Source organism: Nostoc sp., from assembly GCF_041747015.1.
GTDB lineage: Bacteria > Cyanobacteriota > Cyanobacteriia > Cyanobacteriales > Nostocaceae > Nostoc.
The window spans coordinates 1-12,184 of sequence record NZ_JBGTFY010000014.1 but is presented as its reverse complement, the minus strand read 5'-3'; the positions used below and the strand labels follow the sequence as shown (position 1 = coordinate 12,184).

11 protein-coding genes are annotated in these 12,184 nt (G+C 42.7%); 1 reads left to right on the top strand and 10 read right to left on the bottom strand.

Annotation, left to right across the window (positions count from 1 at the left end; all coding sequences use genetic code 11):
* The first annotated feature begins 598 nt into the window (after window positions 1-598).
* On the top strand, window positions 599-2,107 hold the full coding sequence (locus ACEW80_RS01065) for a hypothetical protein (RefSeq protein WP_373524822.1): 1,509 nt from the start codon (window positions 599-601) through the stop codon (window positions 2,105-2,107).
* 187 nt (window positions 2,108-2,294) lie between these two features.
* Here ACEW80_RS01065 and ACEW80_RS01060 read toward each other — a convergent pair whose 3' ends face one another.
* From ACEW80_RS01060 to sixA, 10 genes are all read right to left on the bottom strand, one after another.
* A complete protein-coding gene (locus ACEW80_RS01060; protein WP_373524821.1) occupies window positions 2,295-2,912 on the bottom strand; it encodes a Uma2 family endonuclease in 618 nt (205 codons plus the stop codon).
* Between the two features lie 156 nt (window positions 2,913-3,068).
* Window positions 3,069-4,274 carry an HlyD family efflux transporter periplasmic adaptor subunit gene (locus tag ACEW80_RS01055; protein WP_373524820.1) on the bottom strand — a complete coding sequence of 402 codons (1,206 nt, stop codon included), beginning with the start codon at window positions 4,272-4,274 and terminating at the stop codon, window positions 3,069-3,071.
* 524 nt (window positions 4,275-4,798) lie between these two features.
* Window positions 4,799-5,593, bottom strand: a complete 795-nt coding sequence (locus ACEW80_RS01050; RefSeq protein WP_373524819.1) for a GNAT family N-acetyltransferase — start codon at window positions 5,591-5,593, stop codon at window positions 4,799-4,801.
* Between the two features lie 408 nt (window positions 5,594-6,001).
* Window positions 6,002-6,922 carry an NAD(+) kinase gene (locus ACEW80_RS01045; protein ID WP_373524818.1) on the bottom strand — a complete coding sequence of 307 codons (921 nt, stop codon included), beginning with the start codon at window positions 6,920-6,922 and terminating at the stop codon, window positions 6,002-6,004.
* A gap of 6 nt (window positions 6,923-6,928) precedes the next feature.
* On the bottom strand, window positions 6,929-7,234 hold the full coding sequence (gene nuoK / locus ACEW80_RS01040; RefSeq protein ID WP_006199065.1) for an NADH-quinone oxidoreductase subunit NuoK: 306 nt from the start codon (window positions 7,232-7,234) through the stop codon (window positions 6,929-6,931).
* 60 nt (window positions 7,235-7,294) lie between these two features.
* Window positions 7,295-7,909, bottom strand: coding sequence for an NADH-quinone oxidoreductase subunit J (locus tag ACEW80_RS01035; protein ID WP_373524817.1), 615 nt, complete (start codon window positions 7,907-7,909; stop codon window positions 7,295-7,297).
* A 131-nt stretch (window positions 7,910-8,040) separates the two neighbouring features.
* Window positions 8,041-8,625 carry a photosynthetic/respiratory NAD(P)H-quinone oxidoreductase subunit I gene (gene ndhI, locus ACEW80_RS01030; RefSeq protein WP_373524816.1) on the bottom strand — a complete coding sequence of 195 codons (585 nt, stop codon included), beginning with the start codon at window positions 8,623-8,625 and terminating at the stop codon, window positions 8,041-8,043.
* 139 nt (window positions 8,626-8,764) lie between these two features.
* Window positions 8,765-9,883 carry an NADH-quinone oxidoreductase subunit NuoH gene (gene nuoH / locus ACEW80_RS01025; RefSeq protein ID WP_373524815.1) on the bottom strand — a complete coding sequence of 373 codons (1,119 nt, stop codon included), beginning with the start codon at window positions 9,881-9,883 and terminating at the stop codon, window positions 8,765-8,767.
* 350 nt (window positions 9,884-10,233) lie between these two features.
* Window positions 10,234-11,370 carry a citrate synthase gene (locus tag ACEW80_RS01020; protein ID WP_373524814.1) on the bottom strand — a complete coding sequence of 379 codons (1,137 nt, stop codon included), beginning with the start codon at window positions 11,368-11,370 and terminating at the stop codon, window positions 10,234-10,236.
* 107 nt (window positions 11,371-11,477) lie between these two features.
* Window positions 11,478-11,972 carry a phosphohistidine phosphatase SixA gene (gene sixA / locus ACEW80_RS01015; RefSeq protein WP_373524813.1) on the bottom strand — a complete coding sequence of 165 codons (495 nt, stop codon included), beginning with the start codon at window positions 11,970-11,972 and terminating at the stop codon, window positions 11,478-11,480.
* Window positions 11,973-12,184 lie beyond the last annotated feature (212 nt).

The window sequence follows — 12,184 nt, the reverse complement described above, 5'->3', positions numbered from 1 at the left end:
TTCATACAGTAATGTTGCCAGTTCCGTTACACAGGCTTGGATTCGTTCTTGTCTATCTTGGCTCATGGTAGTTGATGCGCTCTTTTTATTTCCTCTTATATTCTTCCATATTTTGTATATCTTCCAAAAGTGGATGCTCCCCACCGCGAACATCTGGAGCGGCAACGAAATCAAGCATAGAAACAAACGCGACGATTATTGTTCGATAATCTCGAATAATAACCGTCGCTAGGGTTAATCCGCAACAAAAATTATCATTAATCAATTTTTCTACGTATAGGGAAGAAAGAGTCAGGGAAAAGTAAGAAACGCTTGGTGTCGTGATTGCACAAACTCTCACCCATCAAAGGATAAAGGTAGGCTATCCGATGATTCAACCCTTGAACCGCTATATTAATATTTGATTTGTAAAAATAATTTATACATACTAAAGCTGTTAGAAGCAACTAGAAGTAAAAATTCCATATTTTCACGGTTGTTTTTAGCAATTTTTGCATATATCAAAAAGATTATAATTTACAGATAGGGATTTACTTATGGCTTTAGCAAAAGCTAGAAGCCAATAAAACTAAAAACTTAAGACTAGAGTTTGATAGCGATGCTTCTAAAAGAAGATAGACAGGCACTTAAAAAAGACGGCTATAGGGTTTCCGCCAACGGGAGGATTTCGCCAATTGCTCGCCATTTCCAGCAGACTCATCGAAGATCTTTTAGCAGTGGAGTGAAACTCCTCAGCCAGGGAAAGCGGGATTCGATAAACAATCCTCGTCGTCCCATTCAATCTAGGCCTAGCGCTCCACCGAGACTGCCGGCTCGAACTCAGCCATCTTCTAGTAGGGCAGTGGAACTCTTCCGCCAGGGAGAGCGGGATTTAATAAACAATCCTCGTCGCCCCATTCAACCTAGACCTAGCGCTCCACCGAGACTGCCAGCTCGAACTCAGCCATCTTCTAGCAGGGCAATGGAACTCTTCCGCCAGGGAGAGCGCGATTCGATAAACAATCCAACTAAGGCGATCGCTCCTGTGGGAGAACAGAACAATAATAATGCGCTGAACCAGACCAGTAATGTTGTTAGAGGCATCGCAGTCGGAGCCTTTGCAGTAAGTCGGAGATTGCCACCGCCATCTGTACCTACTGAAGCTAGTCGTGCTGCTAAACCACTTGTCCTCCGAGCTACTCTTCCAGACGGGAGTAAATCTATTAGACTTGTCCCATTGCGAAGGGTACACAGCAGCCAGGCAACTATATCTAACCGCATGGGAGATGGAACGCCATTTAGGAATTTAGTAGACGAGATGAAAAAGCATGGCTGGGATTATACAAAAGAGCCACCAGATATGGTGAAATTTCTAAGGAGACAAGTTTCTATCAGGGGCAGAGAAATTCCTATCGGCAGAAGTAGGTATGTAACTCTTGATCACCGCCGACTTGCAGCAGCAAAAGAGGCTGGCATCAAGAATGTTCCTGCTAGAGTTCACTTGGAACATGACCCTATAACGAAGAAAGCTCCCTCAACGCCAGGCATGGCAGGCTGGGAGGTTGCAGATCGATTTAAGCTCACAAAAGGAAAAGGAGTAGTGTATACTGATCCAGAAACTGGGATCGCTCATCGTCGTAATAGCAGCCCAACTAACTGGGGTGAAGCTGCAAAGCATCGAGCAGCAAGTCAAAGAGTTAGAGGTCATGAAAATTTCCCCCTCAAGGGAAAACAAGGCTTGCCAACAGTTAGCGAACCGAGTACATCAACAGTAGTCAAGGCATTTGAAAATGCTCATGTTCAAAGGGCTGTTAGAGGGACTTCCAAAGTCTTATTACCTGTTGCTGCTGCACTTGATGTAGTGCGGCTTAATGATGCTTATCAGAAAGACGGATTTGGGCAAGAATTCCGGAGAACAGCGGGTAGTGTTGCTGGTGGATGGGGTGCAGCAGCAGGAGGTGCTGCTATCGGTATGGCTGTTGGGGGACCTCCAGGAGCAATAGTTGGTGGAATAATTGGTGGCGTTGTCGGAAGTGAATTCGGCGATGATTTAGAGCAAGGAGCAGAGGAAGCAGGGAAAGCGATCGCAGACGGAGCTAAGAACGCATGGAATAACCTTTTTGGCTAACAAGCTCGATATGGGGCATTTCTGAAATAGAAGATGAATTTGTACTTCAAAACTCAAATCCTGATACCAAATAGTTTTGCCAATCAGCAAACTCGTCAATTTTACTGAAAGTTACCCAAGCGATCGCTACAATATTTTTTGAAAATAGTAAAAACGTTTTATGAGGTAGAAAAGTGCAAGGGAATAACTAACTTTGTAAGCCAGCATCAAAAACCTCTTGTACAGTTAAATTCAATTCCGGGAATGTTAGTGACATAATACGTTCCCCTTTCCTAAACTGGCTAACTTGGTATTCGCTTTCCATTAGTTGATAAATCGAAATAGTTGGTTGTTTGGGGTTGCCGATAAATCGTCTTCCACCCAAGCCAAGATAATCGACAATCCAATATTCGGGAATACCAATTTCCTCATAATCGCCAGCTTTATCAAGATAATCATCGCGCCAATTAGTACTTACAACTTCTATTACTAATGGAATTGATTCACCGTAACTAACTGTTGATTGATTTTTCCATCTGGGTTCTATTACTAAATTAGGACGGTTTAACAGCAGTACATCTGGCGAGTAACCTGTTTCACTTTCAGGTGGTTTGACTAAAGCTGTCTTGGGTATTCGATAAGGCAAGTTTAAACGGGTATATTCTGTAACTAATTTTTCAACCAAAAAACCAACAATATCTTCATGGTCGCCTAATGGTTGTGACATCTCAACAATTTCCCCATTGTGTAGTTCATAACGACCGTTGTCTGGTTTCCAATTTGCAAATTCTTCAAAGGTTACTAACTTGGGTAGGGCTTGAGTCATATATACCTCAAATAATTACTTTAATTTTTATCAATAATTTACTCATTAGATTATTTTTATTTATCACCCTTCCCTTCAAACGAACAAGAAGCCGAGGGCGAATGTACCAAGCTGATCCCCATAACATTAAACTCAAGCTTACCGTATTGAGCCGATTCACTTGCGAGAAAATACATCATCAAACTTCCGGGTAACCGGCTCAAGCAACAAGCTCAAAACTGACTTTTGCCGCATGACAATATCGCCTTCCGCAGTCATCCCAGCAGTTAACTGCTTATCTAAGCCCCGCTTTTTAAGCATGACTGGATCGAGTTTAATTCTGGTCGGATAAACAGCTTTGCCTGAATCTTTATCCTTAACAACTGCATTGGGGCTAACGTCAACCACTTCGCCATCAATGATGCCAAATTCTTGATAATTTAAGGAGTCTATTTTAACCTTTGCCTTCATTTTTTCATGAACAAAAGCCTTATATTGATTTGGCAAATCAACTTCTAGCAAAGGTTCTTTCCCTTCTGGTAAAATAGACAATAACTCCTCACCAGATTGGACTACCCCCTGACCTTGGTTAACCTTAATGTTATAAACTCTGCCGGAAATTGGAGCTGTAATAATTTGATTTTTACGTTGATTTTTAACTTGTTCTATCTGCCTTTCAACAGACTGCAACTCCTCACGACGCTTGCTAATCTCAGAAAGAAGACCAGTCTGATAATTTTGCCGCAGTTGTTGAATTTCTTGCTGTTTGACAGCAATTTTTGTTTCTAAATCTCTGACTTCTTGTTGAGCATTTTCAACTTCTATACGACTGATAGCACCGATTATACTCCGCAGCCTGTTTGCTTTGCTTTTGCTAAATACAAGTTGTTTACGCAGACCAGAAAGTTCAATTTCTGCCTCCTTAATACGTGCTTTTTGTCCCTCATCTCCAGCTTTGCTAACACGTTGGATATCTTGCCGAATTAATATAGCTTGATTGTTTAGCCTTTCAATATCAGCTAGGGAAGATTCAGGATCAAGTTCTACTAACCTGTCACCCTTTTGTACCTGCTGACCTTCTTTTACCCTGGTTTCATTGATAAATTTAATTTTGCCACTACTAAGCGATCGCACTGGCTGCACTTCTTCACCTGGAATCAACTTACCATGAGCTTGGGCTACATCATCTACTTTACTCAAAGCTGCCCAGGCGATCGCACCAAATACTGCTGCACTTAAAATTATCCCTACCAATCTTGTATAAAGCGGTGGTAGTTCTTGCACTGCTTTACCTAGTTCATAATCTAGATAAGTATCAGGGTTAGCAAATTGCTCTCTAGTTTGCCGAGATTGAGCTGGGGATGAACTTAAAGGCAGTTTCATATCTTTATATTTACATTATTACTTTATATACTTTTACTATAAAGTAAAAGCACATTTTTACTTACAATCTCAGCAATAAAAACCTATACCAAGTAACGTCTTTCGCTTGTGAGACGAACACTGCCTAGCATCATCTCTGCACTTGCTTAATATCAGTAGAGTCTGGGATTATTTTAGATCAATTTCTAGATTGAACCTAATGATTTATCTGAGATAACACCGTTGTCAAAGTGCAATGTTACAATCAATTTTAAATGTATTAACGAAATTTCATCCAAATAATCACCAATAATCTAAAATCTATTGCCATTATAGACAAGCTCAATTCATCAGCTTAATATGGTAGCTTGATTAACTAATGCTACTGAAAGCCATAAAAATCTGAAGTATATGCTCGGTTCTTGATGGGGTAAAACTGCCAGCCTCTATCTATCATCAGCTACACAAGAGGCAGTGCAAGATATAATTCTTTCTCACTTTTCTAAAATAAGCGAACGGACAGTCATTAGGACAAAAAAGACTTTTTACAAAATTTGGTAACGCCATCTTGCAAAGTCTGCAATATTAGATATACTTAAAAAATCAATAGTCTTAAACTGCCGATCAATAGCTGGAAGGCTGCATATTTTAGCTCCAATATTCAAGTATGCCTGCAAAATTTTAGGAATCTCAACATTACATAAATCTGGATAGTTTTGAGTCAGTTCTAGACAAGATTGTGAATTTGGATAAACCAAAATACTTGGATGCATCAAGCCATTCTGCTGAAAATAATCATAAGCACAAGTAGCTTGCCAAGGACATTGTGTTAATAGTGATGCACAGCCAAAGAAATATTGGTTTTTACTCCAGATGAGATAATTTACTAGCCCTTCCCAAAGTATTAAAAGTGCCTGACTGTTGCGATATTCTTTAGATATACATACACGCCCAACTTCAACTGATGCCTGAAGCACAGAATTGGGAATCGCATTAAGATTAAATATATCGGCAGCATCAAAACCTAGCCTTTGAGAAGCCATTGTATACGTTTGCATCCGATAAGTTCCAATCGTTTTTCCCGTTTGTTTGGAGATCAGGATTAAATGATGGCAAACCGCATCAAACTTATCTATATCCATTTGGGTAAAGTTAGAAGCAGAAAACCCTAACCCTAGTTCAATATTAAAAACTTCAAAGCGCAACCGAAAAATTGATTTTAATTCTTCTTCAGTTGAGGCCAACCGTAGGATATATTTTTCAGTTTGAAGGACGGGAAAATCTTCAATAGAGGCAGGAGGATTCAGTGGGTAATTGATGTTGCATCCAGAAACTTCCATCTATCTTCCTACTTAGATTTGCGAAAATATCCTACTAGGATTTAGGCACTATACAAATAGTTCACATTATACATTAATGTGTCGAAGCGTGATTGAGACGGTTTTCGATAACAGAACCTCTAGAGAGCTTTTTTACTCTCTTGAATTAGGGATAGAGTACTTTTATTATGGAGATTAATTCCCAAAAAATCTGGCAATAAGATACAAAATTTTCCTTTGATCTTTGATATACGCTATAAATGCAAGTCAGTTAAAAGAGTCACAATCAGGGCAGAAAGCCCCTGGATTGAATCTAGGGGCTTGAATAATTTTGGTTGCGATCCGCCTGCGGCGTTTTCGTTGCGTAGGCGTAGCCCGTCGTAGACATCGCCATCGCCATCTGCGGTAAATGCACTCTAAAATACTTAATTAATTACGGTGATTATTGCTGTAGTGAACCCTTGTACCAGCCCAAAGCAACTTCTCCCGCAGCGTCTGATAGTAGGAATTGTTCTCGCGCAAAATAATAAATTTAGCCCGACAATCTGCCATCCGCACATCAACGCGGTGTCCCGGCCAAATTGAAGTCCCTAAAACCCCATCTGTCCACAGCTTGGTACTCAAATCGTAATCGCCCAAAGGCCAAATACTTACCACAGAACCAGGGGGTAAAACCAGAGGGCGACTAGAAAGACTCATTGCACAAATCGGAGTGATAGTAATCGCCTCCATCCCATCATGGATAATTGGCCCATTGGCAGAAACGGTGTAACCAGTAGAACCTGTGGGAGTAGCAATGATTAACCCGTCCCCGACGTATTGATCGACTACCTCACCATCGATTTCCATTTCCAGAATTGAGGTAATCATCCGGTCAGCGGAAGCAGGTTTGACACAAAATTCATTCAAAGCCAAGTAACGCTCACTCACTGGTTCCAAATTAGACCCATGACCCTCATACACCGCAGCTTGTAACATCATCCGCCGTTGGATAGCATAGCGATCCTCAAACAGCCGATCCCAAACTTTCTCCGTATCTTGAAACTCGTCCGCTGACTCAGTTAAAAACCCCAGATGACCTCCCACATTCACTCCCAGAATTGGGATGCCAGCTGGGGCTAAATGTCTGGCACCAGCTAAAATAGTACCATCACCACCGAATACCAAAGCCAGATCGATTGGTTGAGTAGCTGAAGCCAAAAAGACGGGATAAGGGTTGTCTTTCGGCCCGCTAGGCCCCATCAACACCTGGCACTCACGATTTTCGAGTTGTTTAGCACAGATTTCTGCCCGTTCTTTACTCCGGGCATCCCGCGCTTTATAAGCAATGATTACCTGCTTGAGTTGCACGCACAGTTACCACTTCAGGAGATTAAACTGCTCCATATCGACGGTATCGCGGTTGCGATAAATGGCCAGCACGATCGCTAAACCTACCGCCGCCTCGGCCGCCGCCACGGTAATCACAAATACTGTGAAAACCTGACCTTTAATTAATGTTGAGTCAAGGAAGTTGGAAAATGCCATTAAATTCAGATTAACAGCATTGAGCAGTAACTCAATTGACATCAGCACCCGCACAGCGTTACGGCTGGTAATTAAGCCATAGATGCCGATGCAAAATAAAGCTGCTGCTAGTAATAAAAAGTACTGGAGTTGCATGAATCTGGGTATCTCTCCTAAAAAAATCTGGCTGTTTATCTACGACTGAAGCCGCAAATATTACTCTTTTGTTTCGCTGGTTGTTGATACCAGTTCTCTGGGGCGTTCTTGCAAAGTCAAAACAGTTTGCCCCAGTTTGGATGGTATCAGTTGATCTGGCAAATATTCCCGACGCGCCAAAATAATTGCTCCTACCATCGCTATCAGCAGCAAAATGGAAGCTAGTTCAAAAGGCAGTAAAAAATCGGTGAAGAAATGTTCTCCAATCAAAACTATAGAACTTTCACCACCCGCCACTGGAGGAGTTGAGTAAGCCCAAGGAGTAGCCAGCACCATCGTACTTAAAAGACCAAACAATCCTACACTGACTATACCCGTTAGTACTTTCCGCACCCAAGAGTTGGGAAATGCTACAAAATCCTGGCGTTTGTTCACCAACATAATGGCAAACAAAATCAACACGTTAACTGCCCCAACATAAATCAGTATTTGTGCAGATGCAACAAAATCACCATTCAGCAACAGGTAGATTCCCGCTATGCTGATGAACACGCCCCCCAGCATAAAGGCAGAATAGACGATGCTGGAGAACAGCACCACGCCAATGGCTGCCCCAATCATCATCACGCCCAGTATGCCAAGCGATACTAACTGTACTCCTTCGGCTAGATTCACTGTTTTTTGTCCTTAGTCAATTGTCATTGGTCATTAGTCATTAGTCATTGGTCATTGGTCATTAGTCATTGGTCATTAGTCAAATAACATAGACGCTTCTGCGGCTTCCCGCAGGGTAGGACAAATGACATTTATTTTTCCGTTTGTTCCACAAGGTCTTCTGGACGCGCACCCGCACGTGGCGCATCTGCGGGCAGTCCATGTGGTTCGAGAACGCCCTTGGGCAGGTAAACTAATTCGCGTAGTGGTGTAACCATTGGGTCATCTGTTACTTTATAGGGCAGACGACCGAGGGCTACACTGTCATAGTTCAATTCATGGCGATCGTAAGTGGCAAGCTCATATTCTTCTGTCATAGATAGACAGTTGGTGGGGCAATATTCCACACAATTACCGCAAAATATACAAACTCCAAAGTCAATGCTGTAGTGATTGAGTTTTTTCTTTTTGCTAGCTTTGTCGAATTCCCAATCTACTACAGGCAGATTAATTGGACAAACGCGAACACAAACTTCGCAGGCGATGCACTTATCAAATTCAAAGTGAATTCTACCGCGAAACCGTTCGCCAAGAATCAATTTCTCGTAAGGATACTGTACAGTAATTGGACGCCGCTGCATGTGGTCAAAAGTAACAGAAAGTCCCTGACCAATGTAGCGCGCAGCTTGTACCGTTTCTTTGGCGTAATCACCAACTTGTTTCAGGAACTTGAGCATTGTATTTCACTCTCTCTTTTTAAGCTATCAGCGTTATTTGTCCCTTGTCCTCTCTTACAAAGTTCTGATCGCCGGAAACCGGCGCTCAGACTTTGCGCTTTGTCCTTAGTCATTAGTCATTTATACTAATGACTAATTACTAACCACCGAAGGCAAAGGGAAAGGCTAGTTTCAGGGCGGCGGTTAATAGGAGATTAACCAAACCAACTGGCAACAAAAACTTCCATCCTAAATCTAACAGTTGGTCAATCCGTACCCGTGGCACTGTCCAGCGCAAGAGGATGGCGACAAACACTAGTAAATAGGCTTTGAACACGGTCATAATAATACCCAAAGCCGCAGTTACTATCTGGAACACGGGATTTACTTCACTGACTCCCAGCCAACCAGCGATCAGGTTGAGAGGAAGGGGAAAGTCCCAACCGCCCAGGTAGAGAATTGCTACCAGTAGGGAAGAAAGGATCAAGTTAACGTAAGAACCCAGGTAGAACAGACCAAATTTCATACCTGTGTATTCAGTCTGATAGCCTGCTACAAGTTCTTCTTCTGCTTCGGGTAAGTCAAAGGGCAATCGTTCGCATTCAGCTAAGGCGGCTATCCAAAAAATCAGAAAGCCGATTGGTTGTCGCCAAATGTTCCAGCCCAAGATGCCGTAGCCAGATTGCTGATTGACAATATCAACGGTGCTGAGGCTATTAGACATCATAGCGATCGCTAACACTGCCAGCGCCAAAGGAATTTCATAACTAATAGATTGCGCTGCTGCCCGCAAGCCTCCTAAGAGAGCGTATTTGTTATTAGATGCGTAGCCAGCCATCAGCAAGCCAATGGGCTGAATGCTTGACAAGGCAATCCACAAAAATACACCCATGCCCACATTGCTAATTACGATATTCTGCCCAAATGGGACGATCAGGAACGACAGAAACACCGGAATTACTACAATAATTGGGCCGAGGGTAAACAGCCAGGGATCAGACTTAGCTGGTACTATATCTTCCTTAAATACCAACTTCAAACCATCCGCTACAGGCACCAGCAAACCAAAAGGCCCCTGGAATTCTGGCCCAATTCGCTGCTGTGCGGCGGCAGAAATTTTCCTTTCTAGCCAAGTAGCAACTAATACCCCCACTGTTGCCCCAATCAGCATCAGTATCATTGGCAGGGGCATCCAAATCGCTTTGGCTGTTCCTGCTGGTATACCTAAATCCCGGAGGGATTCAATAAAAGTTCCTTGGAGGTCAATTCCTGAATTCATGTTTCCGCTCTTTAAGACATCGAGTTATGGTGAGTTACAACTATGAGTTGAATTAATACCTGTAAATTCACCCATTTATAATTTTTGCTGCGATCGCGCCTGATTGAAGGTTTGTTGCCAATTCCCATGCCTAGTATATCCTTGGATGGTTTGAGCACCCTGAAGCGAGATGAGAACTTCTACTTATGGTTGGCATTGAGATTGGCCATTGAGTGAACACGGGGACAAGGAGAGAATATATTTTTAGGACTTACGCAGTGATTTTATCTCTGAACACCGCCTAAACAGCGCATAGTGTATGGGGCATTGGTTCGATTTTCCATGCCCAATGCCCTATTTGCAATTTCCATTTACCGTTGGTCAATGGGTGTATAAGTAACTTCGTGCTTACCGTTGTAAACCTGGGTAGGACGGAAAATCCGGTTTTCTGCTAGTTGTTCTTTCCAGTGGGCTAGCCAACCGGCAACGCGGGCGATCGCAAATATTGGCGTAAACAAGTCTGTGGGAATACCCATTTTCTTATACACCAAACCGGAGTAAAAGTCAACATTTGGATAAATCCCTTTTGAGGCGAGTTTTTCCTCTACGACTCGTTCCATTTCTTGGGCAATGTCATAGTTCTTGTCATACCCAAACTTCTCAAACAACTGTTCGGCCAATTTTTGCAAAATCGTGGCTCGTGGATCTTTTACTTTATAAACACGATGTCCAAAGCCCATAATCCTAGATTTGCGTTCCAAACAATTCTCTATGTAAGGACGGACATTTTCCACAGAGCCAATTTCTTCCAACATCTGAATCACTTCTTCATTGGCTCCACCATGCAGAGGCCCTCCCAAGGTTCCCACCGCACTAGCAACTACAGCGTAAGGATCAGTCAGGGTAGAAGCTGTCACCCTGGCACTGAAAGTGGAAGCATTCATTGTATGCTCGACGTGAAGTATCAAGCAGATATCAAAAATCCGCGCCGCCAATGGGTCGGGTTCTCGCTCATCGAGCATATATAGAAAGTTGGCGGAGTAGTCTAAGTCATCACGGGGACGTACCGGGTCATTGCCATTTCGCATCAACTGGAACGCCGCTACCATTGTGGGAATGGTTGCTATCAAACGCACAACCGAATCTCGAATATAGGCAGGATTATGCAAATCTCGGAGCGAATAAAACAAGCCTAAAGCAGCAGCAGAGGCTTGCAAGGCATCCATTGGGTGACCACTTTCTGGAAAGCATTTCATCATGTCCCGAATGCGGTATTTTATCCGCCTGTGGTAACGAACTTCATGCTCAAATGCTTCCAGTTCTTCTTTATTTGGCAGTGCACCCCAGATTAAGAGATAAGCAGTTTCGAGGAACGTACTTTTTTCTGCTAGTTCCTCAATCCGAATGCCACGATATTCTAGTAATCCCTTTTGCCCATCAACATAGCTAATGCTTGATTGGGCGGCAGGAATGCCTTCTAAACCAGGCTTGTATTCGCACACCATCATGGCAACACCATTTACTTGTTGAAATATCTGATCAAGCTAACTTACCAGAAATTATTGTCGCCATAACAGTAGCCGTTCTAACAACAATCAGAAATGTTGAAAAACTGTTACAGCAGGTACTTGGGTGGTGTCAACCAAAACATCTGACTACAACCCAGAGGAGAACCTGTTTCTGGTAGTTTTATCCCAATCATACCTGCTTTTTTCAAGACTAAGCTTCCTTTTACTTCTCCCCACAGAAGAATTTCTGCCCAATTAGTCAATTCTGGTTCATGTCCAACTAGTGCCAGTTGGGTATTTTGCGAATAATTTCTTGGCTCTAACCAGTCTTTGAGCCAACTAGAAATTTGACCATCGGGGGCGAGGTGGCTAGATTCCTCTAACTGGGAGCTTAGTTTTTCTGCTATGAGAATTTCAGCTGTTTGGCGGGCACGCACTAAGGGACTGGTGACAATCAAATCAAAATTTAAACCTAACTTAACAAACTTGTGGGCAACTTGCTCAGTTTTTTGCCGTCCTTCTTTGGTAAGGCTGCGCTCCTCATCCTTGATGCCTAATCCCTTGTCTTCGGCGATGCCATGACGAATTAAATATAGTTCCATATTTTTAGTTTTATTAGCGTAGTGGGGCGTAGCCCTTGCTGAGTTAGAGGTTATGTCTGATGTTAATTAATTGTATCCCCTCAATATTTCGGGGAAAGAGTTATTCAGGCAGCCATGACAAACCAAAAGAATTGAGAACAGATTTTTCGAGAATAATAGTCGCCAAAGGGGGAATATTCCCAACGTGAGAAATGCGGTCACGGATATACTCA

What these genes read in the sequence shown, in the direction of transcription:
- ACEW80_RS01065 (WP_373524822.1), top strand. Translation starts at nt 599, where the DNA reads ATGCTTCTAAAAGAAGATAGACAGGCACTTAAAAAAGACGGCTATAGG.
- ACEW80_RS01060 (WP_373524821.1), bottom strand. Translation starts at nt 2,912, where the DNA reads ATGACTCAAGCCCTACCCAAGTTAGTAACCTTTGAAGAATTTGCAAAT.
- ACEW80_RS01055 (WP_373524820.1), bottom strand. Translation starts at nt 4,274, where the DNA reads ATGAAACTGCCTTTAAGTTCATCCCCAGCTCAATCTCGGCAAACTAGA.
- ACEW80_RS01050 (WP_373524819.1), bottom strand. Translation starts at nt 5,593, where the DNA reads ATGGAAGTTTCTGGATGCAACATCAATTACCCACTGAATCCTCCTGCC.
- nuoK (WP_006199065.1), bottom strand. Translation starts at nt 7,234, where the DNA reads ATGCAACTCCAGTACTTTTTATTACTAGCAGCAGCTTTATTTTGCATC.
- ndhI (WP_373524816.1), bottom strand. Translation starts at nt 8,625, where the DNA reads ATGCTCAAGTTCCTGAAACAAGTTGGTGATTACGCCAAAGAAACGGTA.
- nuoH (WP_373524815.1), bottom strand. Translation starts at nt 9,883, where the DNA reads ATGAATTCAGGAATTGACCTCCAAGGAACTTTTATTGAATCCCTCCGG.
- ACEW80_RS01020 (WP_373524814.1), bottom strand. Translation starts at nt 11,370, where the DNA reads ATGATGGTGTGCGAATACAAGCCTGGTTTAGAAGGCATTCCTGCCGCC.
- sixA (WP_373524813.1), bottom strand. Translation starts at nt 11,972, where the DNA reads ATGGAACTATATTTAATTCGTCATGGCATCGCCGAAGACAAGGGATTA.